The sequence below is a fragment of the Ruminococcus flavefaciens genome, from assembly GCF_900108555.1.
GTDB lineage: Bacteria > Bacillota > Clostridia > Oscillospirales > Ruminococcaceae > Ruminococcus > Ruminococcus flavefaciens_P.
Genome location: NZ_FNWV01000010.1, coordinates 94,903 through 114,754, shown reverse-complemented (window position 1 = coordinate 114,754; position 19,852 = coordinate 94,903). Strand labels below are relative to the sequence as shown.

The window sequence follows — 19,852 nt, the reverse complement described above, 5'->3', positions numbered from 1 at the left end:
AGACCACCCGGAAATGGCGCAGAGAGCAAGGGTACAGTAACTCTTGACGGAAACACATACGACATTGCTAAGACAATGCGTTACAACCAGCCATCACTTGACGGTACAGCAACATTCCCACAGTACTGGAGCATTCGTAAGACGAGTGGTTCAGCTAATAACCAGATGAACAAGATGAGCGGTACTATCCATGTCGGCAAGCACTTTGATGCATGGTCAAAGGCAGGTCTTGATATGTCTGGTACACTTTACGAAGTATCACTCAATATCGAAGGTTACAGATCAAACGGATCTGCTAATGTAAAGAGCGTAAGAGTTTACGAGAACGGTCTCGGTGACAATCCGAATCCGGGCACAACAACACCTGTACAGACAGTAAAGGCTGACGCAAATGGTAACTACTTCACAAGTACATTCGAGAGTGGTAAGGACAACTGGACAGGCAGAGGCGATGCAACAGTTGCAACTGACTCAAGCGACTACTATGACGGCAGCAAGTCACTCTATGTTTCAGGCAGAGGCCAGGAATGGAACGGCTGCGCAATATCTCTTGATTCAGGCGCATTTGTTCCGGGTCAGACATACAGCTTCAGTACAGCAGTACTTCAGAAGTCAGGAAAGACAGTAACAATGCAGATGTCACTCCAGCAGGGCGACGGCAACGGTGCTTCATATACAAGCATTGCAACAGCTGACGCAAAGAGCAATGAGTGGACAAAGCTTGAAAATACAAAGTTCACTATCCCTGAAAATTCAGGTGATATGATCCTTTATATCGAGACACCTCAGGATTCTGGTGATCTTTGCGACTTCTACATTGATGCAGTTCAGGTATCTGAGTCAGGCAAGGCTTCATCTGTTAAGACAGGCGGCGGTACAGTAAGTGAAAGCTCAACTCCTACACCTACACCCGGCGGCGACTCAACACCTGTACCATCAGGCGAAGGCGTTGCAGCGCATCAGAATCTTGACTACACATATAAGAAGGGTGGCAGCGGATTCAAGGATCACGCAGGTCCGTTATTCAGACTCGGTACTTCTGTAAGTGCAGGTGAGATCAATACATCACAGGGACAGAACTTCATCAAGCAGAACTACAACTCAGTAACCTGTGAGAACGAAATGAAGCCTGATTCAATCGTAGCAGGCGTAAACGGCGATAATGTAAACATCAGCCTCAGAAATGCTGATCCTATCCTCAAGTTCGCAGAGCAGAACGGAATCGGTGTTCGTGGTCATACCTTTGTTTGGTACAGCCAGACTCCTAACTCACTGTTCCAGGAGAACGGCAGAGACGTATCTGCTGATAGAATGAACAAGCGTCTCGAGAGCATGATCAAGAATACATTCGCTGCTATCAAGCAGAATTATCCTAACCTTAAGCTCCATTCTTACGACGTATGTAACGAGCTCTTCGTTAACGACGGCGGCGGAATGAGACCAGCAAGCAACTCAGGTTGGGTAAGAGTATACGGTAACGACAGCTTCGTTATCAACGCATTCAAGTATGCAAGACAGTATGCTCCTAAGACAACTAAGCTCTACCTCAACGACTATAACGAGTACATGAGCGCAAAGACAAACGATCTCTACAACATGGCTAAGAAGGTTATGGCTGAGGGCGACTACATCGATGGTATCGGTATGCAGTCACACCTTGATTCAAGATATCCTTCAGCAAGTGAGTACGAGACAGCTATCAAGAAGTTTGAGAGCCTCGGTCTTGATGTTCAGGTAACAGAGCTTGATATCACAAACAGCACAGGTTCTAACGATAAGCTTTATCCTCAGATCTTTGAGGTTATCGCTAAGCACGCTAAGAATATCTCATGCGTAACTCTCTGGGGCACAACTGATGAGAGAAGCTGGAGATATCGTGAAAACGGTGGTTCACCACTTCCATTTGCTAACTATCAGCCTAAGTCATTCTACAATGACATTATCAAGATACTTGATAAGTATTCTGCTGAAATGGAAAAGGCAACTACTACAACTACAACCACTACCACTACAACAACCACAAAGCCTGCAACTACAACTACAACTGTAGATCCTAAGGTTGCACTCGAGGCTAAGGTTTCCAAGTGGGGCGACGCTAATAAGGACGGCACAGTTGATATGGGTGACGTAGTTCTTATTATGCAGTCACTTGCAAATCCGAACAAGTATGCGCTTACTGATGCACAGGCTGCTAACGCAGACGTAAATCAGGCAGGCGGCGGTGTTACAACAAACGACGCTCTGACAATCCAGAAGTTCCTCTTAGGTCTTGTTAAGTCACTTCCTGAGAGCTATGCAGAGAGCATTATAAATCCACCTGTTGTAACTACTACAACTAAGAAGGCTACAACTACAACAACTACAAAGGTTGTTACAACTACAACAACAAAGGCTCCTACAATAAGCGGAGAGAAGCTCAGCGTTGGTAATGGCAAGAACCAGTACAAGGGCACAAGCGATGGCTACAGCTACGAGATCTGGCTTGACAATAAAGGCGGAAGCGGTTCAATGACTCTCGGCAGCGGCGGTACATTCAACACAGAGTGGAGCGCACAGGTAAGCTCAGGTAACTTCCTCGCTCGTCGCGGTATGGACTTTGACCGTACAAAGAAGGCTACAGACTGCGGTAAGATCGTAATGGATTACGCAGCTGACTATTCAGCAAGCTCACAGGGTAACTCAAGACTCTGCGTATACGGTTGGATGACAGATCCTCTCGTAGAGTACTACATCATTGAGGACTGGGTAAACTGGCGTCCAACAGCTCAGGGCGGCAGCAAGACTGTAACGATCGACGGTGCTGAGTATGAAATATTCACACTCGATCACTATGGTCCTACAATCCTTGACAACCAGTCAAGAAACTTCAAGCAGTACTTCAGCGTTCGTAAGTCTAAGAGAACATCAGGTACTATCACAGTATCAGATCACTTCAAGGCATGGGCAGACGCTGGTTGGAATATCGGTAACCTCACAGAAGTTGCACTCAACGTAGAAGGTTGGGAGAGCAGCGGTAAGGCTAACGTATCAAAGCTCACACTTAATGTAACAGGCGGCAGCACAGGTCAGACAGGTCAGACCGGACAGACAGGTCAGACAGGTACTACACCTACAGTTGATAAGTCAAAGAAACTCTGCGCTATCTCATTCGACGATGGTGCATCAGCAACAAGCACAAATGATCCCGGATACAGAATCATCAATGCGCTTGCTAAGAACAACATGACAGCTACATTCTTTAATGTAGGCAGCTGGATCAAGACAAACGAGCAGATCAAGTATGAGTTTGAAAAAGGCATGGAAGTTGCTAACCACACTCAGACTCATCCACACCTCGGTCAGCTTGGTTCACAGCAGATCAGAAGTGAGTGGGAGCAGTGCAACAGCAAGCTCAAGGGCATCATTGGCACTGAGCCTTCACACCTTATGAGATTACCTTATCTTGAGAGCAACGGTACAGTTCAGTCAGCACTCTATGACATTCCGCTCATCAGCTGTGCAATCGATACAAAGGACTGGAACAATGCTTCAACAAATGATATCGTAAATACAATCAAGCAGGCTGCACAGAACGGTTCACTTGAAGGTGCTATCGTACTTTGCCACGAGAACTATGCTACAACAGCAGCAGCTATGGAACAGGTTCTTCCATGGCTCGCACAGAATGGTTACCAGAACGTAAGCATATCTGAGATGGCTAAGGCTCACGGCAAGACACTTGCAGGCGGTCAGGTTCATACAAGAGCTTAATTGATGCGATTGTATTAAAAAATCATGTGCCGATCACAGAATCGGTGGTCGGCACATCTTAATTAAGATTTCTCCAAATTTTAATATCCCCTGAAAGGCAGTCGGTTTCCATCGGCTGTCTTTTCATTTTTATTTGAATATGCTATAAACGGAGTTTGCTTTTGTATTTCATATATGGTATAATTCAATGTGACCATTTTGATTTTCGGTACGTGTTTATAGTGAAAGGAGCTGAAGATATTGCTTACAAACGGCTGCGCTCGCGAGGCGGTCGAGAAATACGGCGATATGCTGTACAGAATATGTCTCGTTATGCTAAAAAATACTGCCGATGCAGAGGACGCTGTGCAGGAAACATTTATAAAACTTGTGCAGAGAACAGTTGCATTTGACAGTGCAGATCATGAAAAAGCATGGCTCATCACTGTAGCCACAAATAAATGCCGCGATATGCTGAGGTATCGTCAAAGACATAAAACAGAAAGCGAAGAGCTTTTACAAGGATATTTCATCGAGAAGAATGACAGCGGGATACTTGAAGCTTTGTCAGAGCTTGATGAAAAATACAGGTTGATCCTTGTACTGTATTATGTTGAGGACTATAAAATAGATCAGATATCCGAAATTACCGGGATAAGTGTTTCGGCAGTAAAAATGCGCCTTTCGAGGGGAAGAAAGCTGCTGAAAGAAAAATACCGAAAGGAGTATGTTGTAGCATGACAAATAATTTGAAAAATGAATTGGAGAAAATCAAAATGCCTAAAGATACAAAAGAAAGAATAATCGCTGCGTGTGAAAACTCAGTGAGAAATAAATCCATAAGCAAAACAGATAATGACGAATATACAGATCATGTATTCACAGCCGAGAGAATCAAGCCGAAAAATCGTCTCCTGCGCAGTATAAGTGCTGTTGCAGCCTGTGCGGTCATTGCAGGCGGTATAGGTACAACAGGTTATCTGCTCAACAGAAACGGAAGCGTACCTGCTACAGAGACAGAGACTACAGAGCTTGTTGAAGAGGTTAAGACTGAAATAAGTCCGTTCGGAGATTTCACTACATATGATTTTGTGGTTTCAAGAGGCAAAGGCAATGATAATCAAATTGAACCATTACAGCTAAGCAGTGAAGAAAATGAGAAAGTTGCAGCTTATCTCAATAACTTTGATTGGGGCGATGAAATAACTTTTGATGATCTTACTGATGAAGATCTGGAAACCACGGATTATTCTATGTATATTTTTCAATGGGAAAAAGATAATGTGACGTACTATCTCGGCGTCTGCGAAATGGGATATGCAGTTTATGCAGAATTACCTAATGACGATAAAGTACAGGGAATAAATGAGCCTAAATACCGAAAGATCACTCGAATTGATTTTGAAGCTTTTGACAAAGGTATTAGGTATATAATAGGTGATGATACAGACAATAATACAGACGATAATACTATAACTCCTGAATTATGTGAAAAGTCGCCGTTTACTGATCTGCTCGCTACGGATTACGAGATATCACCTTATACCCTTGATTACCAGACTCCTACACAGGAACAGTATGATCAGCTTGCAGAACTCTTTGAATCTCAGACATGGTACGAATTTGACGGTACTATTAATTATTACGGCTGGGCTGTACAGCCAAACAGAAACAACCTGACTATCAGGTATACAGAGGGCTCAACAGTAAACTATATTTCGGCTGATTTCCGAAATACAGCCTGCATCTACAGCGTGACATATGACGGAGATACTATTGTTGATGATGACTGGAAATTCTATAAGTGTGAAGATATGAACTTCGGTGTAAAGATCTGTGATATGTTTGGAACAATTATCCCAGACGATTTCCGCTGTCCCGATGACGCGCCCGTTGAACTTGAAGAAGAGGCTGACGCTCCGTTATCTTCTGTTTTGGAGGACCTCAGTAATACGGACAATGATATTACTTTAAATAAGTATGTGAATTATGATTGGGAAAAAGAGGAGCTTACTGATGAGCAGATCGACAAGCTGAAGCAGTATTTTGAGACACATGAGCTGAAGAATGAGGATCTTGTGCCTGATATGTGGAAAGGATTCGGTTCTCAGGAATTCTGCGAGTCATTCGGAAATAACTTCATAATGATATGTGGGGATAACACATTTAAGGATCTGGACTTTTCATATGACAGACAGTTTATTGCAGTACATTATGACACTTACGGTAAACATGGATTTGAGACAAAGATATATAGGTTACATGACGCAGAACAGTTAGATTTCCTTTATGATATCTTAGGATAAAATAAAAACCGCACATCATAACGATGTGCGGTTTCTTTATCTAAGTGCATATAGTTTTTTGAAGTCTGTTGGCGTACAGTGTTTTATCTCCTTGAAGATACGATTGAACGTGGTCAGACTCTTGAAGCCCGAACGCATAGCAACGTCTGTGATCGGTATTCCCGGATCAAGGAGAAGAAGCTCGGCAGCCTTTGTACGTCTTGCGTTTATGTACTGCAAATACGACATTGAATTATACTGCTTGAAGATACGTGAGAAGTGGTATTTGCTGTAGCCTGCAACATCGGCAAGCTGGTCAAGCGTGATATCGTACATATAGTTATTGTCGATATACTTGAGGACAGTACCGAACTTTTCACTGTATTCGTCTATCTTATCGTCATCACAGTCCATAACGAGTTTTTGCTGTTCAAGCTGGTACTCGCGGAGAGCCATAAACAATTCGATGACCTTTACGTATATCTTTACATCAGCCAGTTCTGAATTTGAGGTATACAGCGAAAGTATATCGAGCATTGTTTTCTTCGCAAGCACATGGAGCTCTTTGTCCATATCCATATTAATGAGCACAGGCGAATTAAGAGAGCGCATAACAGGTTCGAGGGCAGATATCTCGCCGAGGATACTGTTATCGCACTGGAAGATTATACGTCTTCCCGGAATAGCAGGCATACCGTGAAGCTCACCCGGTGGAACGATGAGAACATCGTTTTCGGGGATCTTGTAGTCAATGCCGTTTACCCTTACCGTATACTCATTTTTCAGAGGCATAATAAATTCTACAGCATTATGCCAGTGAATAGGATATTCTTCGTTTTGGACATTGTCATAGAGCATGGCATATTTTTTGGTGTCATACTCGACAGTCTCAAAGTCTCCTGAAAGATGTTTTATCATTTTAAATACCCCCCCTCTGACATTACTATTGCAGAGGCTTGTGACCAAATATTGCTATCATAGGTCATTGTTTATTCAATAATTCTAATACCATTATAATCTATATGACGACTTTTGTAAATGGTTTTTGTGTAACTTTGTGAAAACTATACAAAGCGACTAATCAAATTTTGCGCAATATGGAAGTACCAATTACAGATGAATTACAAATGGGTAACAAAATATCCCCCTGATGACCGCATATCATCAGGGGGATAACGTTTTTTGCTAAATTTGTTACGATTCAGGTGAGTTATCGTCGTCTGTATCAAGCTCAGTATAGTACTGATAACCGTCAGAGTCAGAAGCATCAGCCTGTGTATCTCTGTTTTCTTCGTAGTTGTATACGTATTCGTCAGCGTCATCAGAGTTTTCAGACTCGTCAGAAGCTGTTGATGCAGCCTTTTTGCCGCCGAGGAAACCAGCCAGCAGATCTCTGAGGTCAACGCCTGTTGCAGCTGAGAGACCATCAGTTACCTTTGTGGTAGAACCAATGATATCACCAACCAGCTTGCTGGAGTTTCCGTCGCCGTACATTGTGATCTTGTCAACCTGTGACAGAGGTGTAGCAGCATTCTTAACGACCTCAGGCAGAGCCTTGAAGTACATTTCGAGGATAGCAGCTTCACCGTATTTTTTCATAGCCTCAGCCTTAGCGTTGATACCTTCAGCCTCAGCAAGTCCCTTTGCACGGATAGCGTCAGCCTCTGCCTTACCTACGGCAGCGATACCTTCAGCTTCCTGCATCTTGGCGAACTTCTGAGCTTCAGCTTCAGCCTTCTGAGCCTCAGCCTCCTGCTCACGCTGGAAACGGTCTGCCTCGGCTTCTTTCTTGAGCTGATAGAGCTTTGCATCGGCTTCCTGCTGTGCCTTGTAGCGGTCAGCTTCAGCCTTTTTCTTGATCTGAGCTTCGAGAGCCTTTTCAGTTACTTCTGCCTGACGAGCCTTGAGTTCTACGTCCTTTTCGGAAGCAGCGATGTTAGCGTTAGCCTTTGATACCTCAATAGACTTACGCTGTTCCTCGCGCTGGATCTCATAAGCTGCATCAGCGATAGCAAGCTGTGTATCAGCTTCCTTTTTGAGCTCAGCCTGACGGATAGCGAGTTCGTTGTTTTTCTGAGCGATCTCGGTCTCTGCAAGTATCTTAGCGTCGTTAGCTTCTTTCTTAGCCTGAGCCTTGGCGATCTCGATCTCCTTTTCGGATTCAGCACGTGCGATAGCAGCTTTCTTCTGGATCTTTGTGGTGTTGTCGATACCGAGATTTTCGATAAGGTTCTGGTCGTCGGTAAAGTTCTGAACGTTGAAGGAAACTATCTCAAGTCCCATTCTGTTAAGGTCGGGAGCAGCATTTTCCTGAACTTTTTCAGCGAATGCCTTACGGTCATTGACCATTGCCTCAAGGGACATCTGACCAACGATCTCACGCATATTACCTTCGAGAACCTCTCTTGCGACCTTTGCAACGTAAGCGGTATCCTTGTTAAGGAAGTTTTCAGCACCCAGCTTTATGAGAGTCGGGTCACTGCTTACCTTTACGTTAACGTTTGCGTCAACATTGATGTTGATATAGTCTGCTGTAGGAACAGCACTTGAAGTCTTTACGTCAACAGCTATGAGCTGAAGCTTCAGCTTGTCGACACGCTCAAAGAAAGGTATACGAATGCTCGCCTTACCGATTATGATCTTTTTTCTCAGACCTGAGATGATATAAGCGGTATCCGGGGGAGCTTTTATGTAACCTGTGAAAATAATTATAAGAAGTAGGATAATACCTATTGCAGCGGGAAGAACAACTCCCCAGTTAACATCATCGAACATATAAACCTCCATATCATGATGCTGTGCTTATGCGGAGCACATAATATTTACAGCAGCTGACTCGTTTCAACTGCATGATGTAATTATATATTATTTTTTCTTTTATGTCAATAGGCGACAAAAAATACACTTCGTATAGATTATATATGTGTTTTGTGCATAATGAACAGAAGATATATTTAAGAAAATAAGTTCATATGAACCTTTTGAATAGTTTCAGGAACTTCAAGCGTGATTTTTAGGTGCTTTTTATCCTCTTCGGCTAATTATTACAGTTTGGTTACAGTTTTTTATACAGCTTGACTTTGAAAACTTTGACTATTATAATAAATCCATATTCTATGAAAGGACGGTGAACACCATGACCATATTTACAAAAAATTATCAGATGTCAGAATTTAATATCACAACAGAAAAGCATGGAGTTTGCCCGAAGTGTTCAGCCATGTGCTGAGCTTTTGCGTATAAAGAGCATTATGCACTCCTGCGGGAGTGCTTTTTTTATGCGCTCGGGCAGGCTCGGAAAGGAAAATTATGATCGTTTTAAACGGAAAATACAATTCAGCCAAGGTCTTTACGGAAGTGATCGAACAGGACGCTGTTTCACAGATCATAGCATTTTGCAGTCAGCCCATGAGTGCAGGTTCTCAGATCAGGATAATGCCTGATGTCCATGCAGGTGCAGGCTGCACTATCGGTACTACAATGACTATCACGGATAAGGTGATACCTAATCTTGTGGGAGTAGATATCGGCTGCGGAATGGAGACAGTAAGACTGAAAGAGAAACATATCGAATTGCAGAAGCTGGACAAGCTTATCTATGAGAAGATACCTTCGGGATTTTCGATCAGAGAGAAGCCACACCGCTACTGCGAGAGGATAGACCTTACGGAGCTTTACTGCTACAAGCATATCGACCCGCTTCGTGCTGAAAAGAGTATCGGTACTCTCGGCGGCGGAAATCACTTCATCGAAGCAGATAAGGGCGAGGACGGCAGTATTTATATCGTTATCCACTCAGGCTCACGTCATCTCGGTGTCGAGGTGGCAAAATACTACCAGAATGAAGCCTACAGACGGCTCAATAAAAGCTCCGATAAGGAGGTCAGTGAGCTTATTGCGCGGCTTAAAGCTGAAGGCAAGCAGAAGCAGATACAGTCGGAGCTTAAAAAGCTGGAAAACACAAAAACCACAGATATCCCCAAGCACCTTGCATACTGTGAGGGTGAGCTGTTCGATCAGTATATCCACGATATGAAAATAGTTCAGCAGTTCGCTATGCTCAGCCGTCAGGCTATGATGGACGAGATCATCAAGGGTATGCATCTGCACGTTGTGGAGCAGTTCACGACTATACATAATTATATTGACACCAATACCATGATACTCAGAAAGGGAGCTGTTTCGGCAGCGGCAGGTGAGAAGCTTCTCATACCTATAAATATGCGTGACGGAAGTCTCATCTGTACAGGCAAGGGCGATCCCGACTGGAATTGCTCGGCTCCTCACGGTGCAGGCAGACTTATGTCCCGTTCACAGGCAAAGCAGAGCTTCACAGTGTCTGAATTCAAGAAGCAGATGGACGGTATCTACACTACATCTGTAAACGCGCAGACTCTTGACGAGTGCCCTATGGCTTATAAGTCAATGGAGGATATCGTGGACAATATCGGCGATACTGTGGAGATAAACGAGATCATCAAGCCTGTCTACAACTTCAAGGCAGGAGAGGAGTAAAAACAAGTTGAGAGTTCAGAGTGAAGAGTTGAGAGTTAAATTGTTTGCTTCATTTATATTATAACTCTCAACTCTCAATTCTCAACTTTAAACTATTTTAAAGGTGAAATATGGAAATATATACAATAACAAGCGCCCATGAAAAATGGGAGAGAACTGCGGCTTTTGCCGAGAAATGCTCGTGGAGTGCAGGAAAGAACCTTGCTAAGCTCATGAGAAAGGACTTTTTCAAGGTCTGGGAGCGAGTATTTGCTGCCTTTGAAGATGACGAGCCTGTGGGCTTCTGCACTCTTACCGAAAAGGACGAGCTTTTGCCGAAGTATCCCTACACTCCGCTAATAGGCTTCGTGTTTGTTGACGAGGCTCACAGAGGCAAGAGGATATCGGAGAAGATGATAGGAGCAGCTCTTGAGTACGCAAAAACTATCGGATATGACAAGGTGTATATCATGAGCGGCGAAAAGGGACTGTACGAAAAGTACGGTTTCAGCTATATGGGCGACTTTGAGTCCATATACGGCGGTAAAGATCAGCTGTTCGTGATATCACTGTGAATGGAGGAAATAATGGATAAATTCGTGTCTTATGACAAAATGAGCAAAAAGGAGAAAAAGAAGATAGACTCCGCAAAGCGCGGCAGCTGGAACGGAGTTGATCCTGCTACAAAAACGGTGGATACTGACAAAAGACGCTACAGGCGCAAGCCGAAACACCCTGAGAATTTCGATGAATAACAGTAAAATAGCTGTATTTCGATTGACAAACTCATGGTAAGATGATACAATAAAATATGTTTGGAAACTGCGGCAATAATATCCAAATTAGTGCCGCAGTTTTTGTGCAGGCGTACAAAGATGAGGCTTTGAGAAAAAAAGTTAGCCTTTTGGCGACATTTATATTACAGAAGCTTATCGACGGAAGGAAGTGAGACTGTTGATAGAGCCTGAACATTGCACGCTGATAATCGAGAAATACTATCGGGAAATATTCAGCTACTGCTACGCAAAGCTCGGATACAGTCATCATTCCGCAGAGGACTGCACACAGGAGGTCTTTGTGGTCTTTTTCTCAAAGCATGAAAGGCTTGACGAAACGGACAATATAAGGCTGTGGCTCTACAGAACGGCAGATAACGTTATAAAGACATTCGTGCGGAAAAGTCCGCCGTCTGCTGTGAGTATCGAGGACAGTCCCGAGGCAATGAATATCGCTGACAGCGGCGGATTTACGGAAGTATCCGACAGTCCGCTGGACATTCTGGAACCAGAAGAAAGGCAGCTTCTGGAGATATATTACGACAGCGATTACGGACAACGTACAGAGGCGGCAAAAAAACTGGGGATATCCCTTCCTGCACTTTACAGGAAGGTACATAAGATAAAGAAGAAACTTCGTGCCGCAGAATGAATACTGTCTACCATAAACAAGGAGTGATAATATTGAAAGATAAACTGATCTCCGATAAGCTTTCGGACAATCAGATGCTTGAAGACCTTCAGAGGCTTCTTGATGAGGAGCTTTCAAAGCCGTTAGAGGAGCGTGATCTTGATGCCATTAAGGAAATCACCGATGCTGTTATCAGTATTAATGACGAAAAAGTTCCGAAGCCTGTTTCTGCGGACAAAGTCCTCGGAGAAGCAAGTGCAAGGAAAAAACGCGGACGGATCATACAGCTGCGCAAATGGACAGCTATCCTCGCAGCCTGCTTTGTCATCTGCATCGCAGCAAACATCTACACCATTAACACCTTCGGCGCAAACGTCGTCGAGACAGTAATGAAGATAGCAAAATCGGGCTTCAGCGTTGACCTTAACGAATTGAGAGACATTGAAGCTGATGATCCTATAACAACTACAATGCCGCCAATGGTCACAACAGGTACATTTATGCCGACAGGTACATTGGCAACGGAAACGACAACAACAACTGCTACAGAGACATGGGCAGCAAGTGCAGGTACTTATGGCATTACTACGGTACCTTCGGCTACACAGACCACTATAGCTCAGCCGTCATCATCAGGCGGTTCTGCAACAGTTCCTACTCCCGGAAGTTCGGGTACTGTTGACAGGATCATCGAGAACTGTGACGAATATTCAAGAGATATGGCAAGAGAGATACTTACGAAGTGTGAGGAGCACGACATCTATCCGTGCTATCCCGAAACTTTGCCATACAACCTCGAAGACCTTACACTTGACGAATATCACTTTGAGCAGATGAATGACTCGAAGGATATGTACTTCACCTTTACTGACGGCAGCAACTCTCTTGATATCATAATCGAGGAGTATATATCTGCCGATCGTATGCCTGATGTGCTCATACCAAGCGATGAATACGAATATGAGACCTTCAAAAGCGATCAACTGAAAGGTATCGTTATTGATGAGGGCTATGGCACTACCATAGTGTTCGTAAAGGATAATACAGTTTATACTCTTCATGGCACGGGACTCTACAGAAATGTATGGGCAGAGGCTGCAATGGGCTTTGTTCCGTATCCCTCGGAATTCATAAAGAAGTGAGGGCAGCGGTATGAAACTAAAATACATCACAGCTGCCTGCTTGGGCGTTATGCTAATGTATGCACCAGTTCAGATGAAAGCCGCATCGGTCGACAACAGTGTATATGAACAGTATGAAAATGCTATAGGACTTATTGAGAAATGTTCCCTGAAATGTTCTTCATATGAAGAAGGATATCTTGATGTAACTGCAAAAACTCAGGTATCGGGAAAGATGAAAGAGGTGGGCTTCAAGAATATAGTCGTACAGTTCAGCAGCGACGGCGAGAACTGGTATGATGAATATACTTACGGCGACCATACGGGAACAGACACGAAATACCACAATCTCAACGGACTAAGGCTGAAAGTCCGCGGAGGTTATTATTACAGGATATCCTGTGTCCACTATGCAAACGGAAGAACATACGGTGACGATAGTGTAAGGACTCAGACCGCTGTCAATGTTTCATCGGCAGTATGGGTAGAGGCTGAACCTGTTATCACCACGACTACTGCAAGACCTGTCACTACTACGACTACCACAAGAAAGGTGACAACTACTTCAACATCAAAGGCAACTTCAAAAACTACATCAAAACTTACAACTAAGACTACAGGCGTTCCTGCAAGTACGGCTTCGGCTATGAACGGTATCTACGCTGCGGGAGCAAGTACTTCAACAGCGGCAAGAACTACAGATGCCGCTAAAAAGGCTGTAACTACGGCTAAAACCAAAGATGCTGCAACCACAACAGCAGCAAATTCGCCGAAAACCGGTGACAGACCGCCTGTACTGGAATTTACTGCACTATGCAGTGCAGGTGCAGCTGCACTTTTCCTCTACAGCAAAAAGGCAAAGAACAGCTGATATCGCATAGCTTTGTATTGGGGGCTTATCAGAAGATATCTCTGAAGGAGCAGGCAGAATGTAATTGGGGTTTTGCCTATCTGAAAAGCTTCTGCACGGACAGTCACACAGCTGTTCCGTGTCTTGTATATACATTTCTCCATTTATCCCTGTCCGCAGCACTTGGACAGGGATTTTTTTACATTTTCTTCGTTGACACTTTGCGTTAAAGTTTGTATAATTAAAGTGAACAGGTGTTTTCGGCACGGTATAAAAGCTCTATAACAGGAGGTTTTGAAATGAAATTCATACATTTGTCCGACCTTCATCTCGGAAAGCGGCTCAATGAGTTTTCCATGACAGAGGATCAGGATTTTATACTAAAGGAGATATACAGCATAATATCCGAGGAAGAGCCTGATTTTATCATAATCGCAGGGGATATCTATGACAAATCAGTTCCCTCGGCTGAGGCGGTACACCTTTTTGACGCATTTCTCACTAAGGCGGCAGAGCGTACGGGACATATATTCGTTATAAGCGGCAATCACGATTCGGCTGAGCGTATTGCCTTTGGTTCGCATATAATGGAGAAAAGCGGCATACATATGTCACCTGTGTTCGACGGGAATATTGTTCCTACAGTTTTGCATGATAAGTATGGCGACTTCGGAGTGTATATGCTGCCTTTCATCAAGCCTGTGACTGTGCGCAGATACTTTCCCCATACTGTTGTAGAAAGCTATACAGATGCGGTAAATGCGGCTGTAGATGCAATGAATGTGGATTTTACAAGGCGGAATATAATCATAGCTCACCAGTTCGTGACAGGTGCCATGAAAAGCGACTCCGAGGAAGTGTCCGTAGGCGGTATCGACAATGTGGAGTCGTCGGCTTTTGACGGCTTTGACTATGTTGCTCTCGGACATATCCACAGTCCGCAGAACGTGGGAAGCGAGAGGATACGATACTGCGGCACTCCGCTGAAATACTCATTCTCGGAGGCGGAGCAGGAAAAGTCTGTAACTGTAGTTGAAATGCGCGAAAAGGGCAGACTTGATGTAAGGACAGTTCCGCTTTCACCGAGGAGAGATATGCGCATTATACGCGGTGCATTTGATGAAGTTATATCAAAGGAAGTCAGCAGCGAGGGCGATGTGAACGATTATATCCATATCGTTCTTACCGATGAGGAGGATATCCCCGAGGCTATGGGTAAGCTGAGAACGGTATATCCCAACATAATGAGCCTTGAATATGACAACAGCCGTACAAGGAGCGAGCATGGCAGCATGGCGGCTGCAAGACCAGAGGATAAGCTGCCTATAGAGCTATTTGAGGAGTTTTATGAATTCAGCAACGGCAGGGAAATGAGTGAGCAGCAGCGTGAACTGATGCAGTCGCTCATAGAAAAGATATGGGAGGGCGAAGAATGAGACCTGTAAGACTTGAAATATCGGGATTTGGTCCGTATTCTGGCAAGACAGTACTTGATCTGGACTCTCTCGGCAGTAAAGGGCTGTACCTTATCACAGGCGATACGGGCGCAGGCAAGACCACTATCTTCGATGCGGTCACATACGCTCTTTACGGCAGTGCAAGCGGCACTAACCGCGATGACGACAGTATGCTCAGGTCGAAGTATGCTTCTCTTGACACTCCGACATACGTTGAGCTTGATTTTGAATACAGCGGCAAGATATACAAAGTGAACAGAAATCCCGAATATACCCGCAGAGCAAAACGCGGCGGCGGAGTTGCACAAGAGCCTGCAAATGTTGTGTTCACATATCCCGACGGGAAAGCAGTTTCGGGAATAAGAGACGTTGACGCGGCTGTTAAAGATGTCATAGGTCTTACCGAGAAGCAGTTCAAGCAGATAGCCATGATAGCGCAGGGCGACTTCATGAAGCTCATAACCGAGGATACGGGGCAGCGCCGCGAGATATTGCGTCATATCTTCAAGACCAAGAACTATCAGACCTTGCAGGAGACACTGAAACAGGAGAGCAGTGCGCTGAGAAACGCCTGTGAAAGTCACCGCGGCAGCATAAATCAGTACGTTGGCGGCATAGTATGCGGTGAGGACGATGAGTACGCCGAGGAAGTAACAAAGCTCAAAGAGGAGCTGCCGCCTGTTGAATATATCTGCGAAATCGTGGAAAAGCTCATTGTTCGTGACAAGGCAAGGGCGGAGGTATGTACCCGTGAGAGCGAGGAGCTTGACGAAAAGCTTGCGGAAGTCAATGCGCGTATCGCAAAGGCTGAGGCGAGAGAAAAGGCAGCTGCCGAGCACGAAAAGACTTCAAATATGCTCAGTGAATTGCAGCATCGCCGTAAGCTTCTTGCCGAGGAGCTTGAAAAGGAAAACGAGCGTAAGTCCGAGCTTGAAAGGATAACCTCGGAGCTTGCCCGTGTAGATGCGGAGATACCCGAATACAGCAAGATAGCGGAAAACAAGAGACTTGCATCGGAGACTGAAAGGGATATTGCGGAAAATACAGAGCTTCTTATCAAAGCAGTGGAATCAAAGGAAGCTGCTGAGACGAAGCTTGAACAGATAAAGGTGGAGCTTTCTTCACTTGAAGGTACGGGTGAAAAAACAGTTGAGCTGAGCTCTCAGCGTGAAAAGCTTGAAAAGCGCGGTGAGGAGCTTGAAAAGCTCTCCGAAATGATCGGGGAATGTGAAAAGATCGAAGCCGATGTGAAAAAAGCCGAGGCTGAACTGAAAGAAGAGCAGGCTGAGCATGACAGACTTATGAAAAAAAGCGAGATGCTCTGTGCCGAGACTGAAAAAGCCAAAAAGCGCAGAAGTGAGCTTGAAAAATGCGGTGAAGAGCGCGAAAAGCTGCTTCGTGAAGAGGAAAACCTCATAAAGCGTCAGGATCAGCTGAAAAAGCTTTCAGAGGATATAGAGGCGTGGAAGAAGTGCCGCAGTGACCATAAGAAAGCAGTTTCAGCCTATAAGGAAGCTGCTGATATCGCCGAAAAGATAGTGGCTGACTATGAAAGCAACTACAGGGCTTTCCTTGACGATCAGGCAGGAGTTATTGCGGCAGGACTGAAAAGCGGTGAGCCCTGTCCTGTATGCGGTTCTTGTGAGCATCCTGCACCTGCCAAAAAGCAGGTGAAAGCTCCCTCGGAGAATGAGCTTGAGGAACTGAAAGAAAAAGCTGACAGAGCAAGAGCAGAGGCGGAAAAGCGCAGTTCAGCGGCTTCTGCGTTAAAGGGAAAAGCGGAGGAGCTTGAAAGGAAGCTTGCGGACAATGCAAATGAGTTCCTGGGCTGCGGCAGTGACAAGTGGGCGCAGCGATGCGAGCATGAGCTGATAAACTGCGGCAGCGAGAGAAATGAGCTTGAAAAGAAGATAACCGAGATCGAAAACCTTATTGCGGAGCGTGATAAGCTTACTCAGGATATCGCTTCAAAGGAGAAGCAGGCGGCAGGTATTCTTACCGCTATTGCAGAGACCGACAAGAAGCTGACGGAGCTTCGCGGCGTAAGAGACAGGACTGAGGGCGAAGCAAAGCAGAAGCGCAGCGATGCTGAGAAAAAGGCGAATGAGATCATTTGCGGAGAAGCAGCGGGAGATATCCGCAGTATGATAACCTCAGAGAAAATAAGACTTAACGGTCAGCTCGTACAGAACAGCGCGGAGCTTGCCGAGGAACAGAAAAAGGCAGCTCACAGGAAAGAGCTTGAAGAGCTTATCCCTGAGTGTGAGAAGGATATCTCAGAAAAGATACAGAGCATAACCGATCATACAGCGGCAAAGGCTGCTGGAGAGAGCAGGCTCAGCGAGCTTTCGGAGCGTATGGCTGAGCTGAAGAAAAGGCTGCATTTTGAAAGCGGAAAAGAAGCTGCAATGTATGCGGACTCACTTCAGAAGCGTATCAATGAGATACGAAAGTCCTTTGAAGCGGCAGAGCAGGCTATGAAAGGCATTGAGAAGCAGTGCTCGGAGGAGGCAGGAAAGCTCAAACAGCTTACCGAACAGCTCGATAGTCTGGGCGATATGGACAGTGCTTCGGAGGTAGCAGAAAGGACACGGCTTACCGAAGAAAAGTCAAAGCTCACCGAAAAGCTGAGAAAGCTGCATACTCAGCTCACTATGAACAGGACTGCACTTGAAAATATCAAGGGCGGCTCGTCTGAGCTTGCGGAGCTTGAGGAACGCTATAAATGGGTGAGAAATCTGGCTGATACCGCAAACGGCAAGCTGTCCGAGCAGAGCAAGTTCATGCTTGAGACTTATATACAGACAGCGTATTTCGACAGGATAATCGCCCGTGCCAATGAGAGATTGAAAGTCATGTCCGAGGGGCAGTACACCCTTGTAAGACGCACGGAGTATGAGGACAAACGTGCGCAGGTTGGACTTGAACTTGATGTTATCGACCATTACAATGGCTCGACGAGAAGCGTTAAGACGCTTTCAGGCGGAGAGTCTTTCAAGGCATCACTTTCACTTGCACTTGGTCTTTCTGACGAGATACAGTGCTCGGCAGGCGGAATAAAGCTCGATACCATGTTCGTTGACGAGGGATTCGGTTCTCTCGATGAAAACTCTATAGAACAGGCAATGAGGGCACTTAACACACTTTCCGAGGGCAACAGGCTTGTGGGTATAATCTCCCATGTACAGGCACTCAAACAGCGTATCGACAAGCAGATCGTAGTTCGTAAGGAAAGAGACGGCGGCAGCCGTGCGGAATTGATAGTGTGATCATTGCTTTGTGCATTTTGTCTAAATACATATCTTAGTGCAAGCGGAAAATCCGAAGTTTAGAGACTATATCAAGGTTTAACACCGTTATTTTTCACAAAATTTACCAGATGATGAACTGGTTTATTGATTTTTAGTCGGAGAAATGCTATAATTAATGTATAATTCTGTATTGTAATAATATAGATCCAGAGAAAATCCCTATGGAGGATAACAGAATGAAAATGACAAGATGTCCTGAGAAGCATCTTTACGATGCTGATAAATATAAGACTTGTCCTTATTGTGCTGAAAACGGTGATAAAACCCAGCGAAAGGGAAAAGTCGTAAAAGTCAAGGTTAGGGCTGTTAAGGCAAGTCAGAACGCCAATACAGAAACCAAGCCTGCGCCAAAGGCTGAGAATAAGCCAGCTGAGGCAAAGCCTGCGCCAAAGGCTGAAAACAAGCCAGCTGAGGCAAAGCCAGCACCAAAGGCTGAAAATAAGCCAGTTGAGGCAAAGCCTGCGCCAAAGGCTGAAAACAAGCCAGCTGAGGCAAAGCCAGCACCAAAGGCTGAAAACAAGCCAGCTGAGGCAAAGCCAGCACCAAAGGCTGAAAATAAGCCAGTTGAGGCAAAGCCTGCGCCAAAGGCTGAAAACAAGCCAGCTGAGGCAAAGCCAGCACCAAAGGCTGAAAATAAGCCAGTTGAGGCAAAGCCTGCACCAAAGGCTGAGAATAAGCCTGCTGAAGCCAAGCCTGCACCAAAGGCTGAGAATAAGCCGATCGGTGCGATCCATGCTCCGAAGGCAGAAAACAAGCCACTTGGTACGATCCATGCGCCAAGTTTGGGCAATAAACCTGCTGAGACGAAATTCGCGCCAAAGACTGATAACAAGCCTGCTGATATAAAGCCAAATGACAAGAAGAAGGAAAAAGCAGTTAGCACAGATGACGGCAATGAGCTTGCGCAGAAGATAATGGATTCTATTCCCGAGTCCCAGAAGCAGAAGTTCAAGGATACTGAAAAAGAGGACTTTAGCAATAAGAAAAAGGTTGATACTTCACCTGCGCCCGTCAAGCTTGACAAAATGCTTGATATAAAGCATGACAGTATCAGGGACAACAGCTTGTTTGCTCCTAAAAAGGACGACAGGAAGCATGACAGTGCGAAGAAGTCAGAGGAAAAGAGCACGTTTGCGCCAAAGGCTGATACTAAGGCAGAGGAGAAGAAGTCCGAGGACATCAAAAAGGACGAGAAGCC

The 19,852-nt window shown here is 45.0% G+C and carries 14 protein-coding genes; 12 read left to right on the top strand and 2 right to left on the bottom strand.

Features of this window, described 5'->3' with window-relative positions:
- The 3 genes from BLW60_RS13000 to BLW60_RS12990 all read left to right on the top strand — a co-directional run.
- Positions 1-3,750 (top strand): endo-1,4-beta-xylanase (locus tag BLW60_RS13000; RefSeq protein ID WP_074718101.1); only part of this gene is annotated, 3,750 nt, incomplete at its 5' end.
- Between the two features lie 240 nt (positions 3,751-3,990).
- Positions 3,991-4,470, top strand: a complete 480-nt coding sequence (locus BLW60_RS12995) for an RNA polymerase sigma factor (protein ID WP_081348261.1) — start codon at positions 3,991-3,993, stop codon at positions 4,468-4,470.
- Between the two features lie 35 nt (positions 4,471-4,505).
- Positions 4,506-6,035: a hypothetical protein gene (locus BLW60_RS12990; RefSeq protein WP_139283423.1), complete on the top strand. Its 1,530-nt coding sequence runs from the start codon at positions 4,506-4,508 to the stop codon at positions 6,033-6,035.
- A 36-nt stretch (positions 6,036-6,071) separates the two neighbouring features.
- Here BLW60_RS12990 and BLW60_RS12985 read toward each other — a convergent pair whose 3' ends face one another.
- Both BLW60_RS12985 and BLW60_RS12980 read right to left on the bottom strand, forming a co-directional pair.
- Entirely contained in the window at positions 6,072-6,932 is an 861-nt protein-coding gene (locus BLW60_RS12985; RefSeq protein ID WP_074718095.1) for an AraC family transcriptional regulator, read from the bottom strand.
- A gap of 276 nt (positions 6,933-7,208) precedes the next feature.
- Positions 7,209-8,789, bottom strand: a complete 1,581-nt coding sequence (locus BLW60_RS12980; RefSeq protein WP_074718093.1) for a flotillin family protein — start codon at positions 8,787-8,789, stop codon at positions 7,209-7,211.
- Positions 8,790-9,323: 534 nt separating this feature from the next.
- Between BLW60_RS12980 and BLW60_RS12975 the strand changes: the two genes are divergently transcribed.
- From BLW60_RS12975 to BLW60_RS16880, 9 genes are all read left to right on the top strand, one after another.
- A complete protein-coding gene (locus BLW60_RS12975) occupies positions 9,324-10,529 on the top strand; it encodes an RtcB family protein (protein WP_074718091.1) in 1,206 nt (401 codons plus the stop codon).
- Between the two features lie 110 nt (positions 10,530-10,639).
- On the top strand, positions 10,640-11,083 hold the full coding sequence (locus tag BLW60_RS12970; protein WP_074718089.1) for a GNAT family N-acetyltransferase: 444 nt from the start codon (positions 10,640-10,642) through the stop codon (positions 11,081-11,083).
- Positions 11,084-11,263 (top strand): hypothetical protein, encoded by a 180-nt coding sequence (locus tag BLW60_RS16885; protein WP_207645946.1) that lies wholly within the window; start codon positions 11,084-11,086, stop codon positions 11,261-11,263.
- A gap of 199 nt (positions 11,264-11,462) precedes the next feature.
- Positions 11,463-11,936, top strand: a complete 474-nt coding sequence (locus BLW60_RS12965; protein WP_074718087.1) for an RNA polymerase sigma factor — start codon at positions 11,463-11,465, stop codon at positions 11,934-11,936.
- Positions 11,937-11,968: 32 nt separating this feature from the next.
- A complete protein-coding gene (locus tag BLW60_RS12960; protein WP_074718086.1) occupies positions 11,969-13,057 on the top strand; it encodes a DUF4367 domain-containing protein in 1,089 nt (362 codons plus the stop codon).
- A 10-nt stretch (positions 13,058-13,067) separates the two neighbouring features.
- Positions 13,068-13,907 carry a hypothetical protein gene (locus tag BLW60_RS12955; protein WP_139283422.1) on the top strand — a complete coding sequence of 280 codons (840 nt, stop codon included), beginning with the start codon at positions 13,068-13,070 and terminating at the stop codon, positions 13,905-13,907.
- 278 nt (positions 13,908-14,185) lie between these two features.
- On the top strand, positions 14,186-15,322 hold the full coding sequence (locus BLW60_RS12950) for an exonuclease SbcCD subunit D (protein WP_074718082.1): 1,137 nt from the start codon (positions 14,186-14,188) through the stop codon (positions 15,320-15,322).
- The gene (locus BLW60_RS12945) at positions 15,319-18,612 is read left to right on the top strand and encodes an AAA family ATPase (protein ID WP_074718080.1); all 3,294 of its coding nucleotides are present in this window, start codon (positions 15,319-15,321) and stop codon (positions 18,610-18,612) included. The genes BLW60_RS12950 and BLW60_RS12945 overlap by 4 nt, the downstream gene beginning before the upstream one ends.
- A 218-nt stretch (positions 18,613-18,830) precedes the next feature.
- Positions 18,831-19,852 (top strand): hypothetical protein (locus tag BLW60_RS16880; protein ID WP_074718078.1); only part of this gene is annotated, 1,022 nt, incomplete at its 3' end.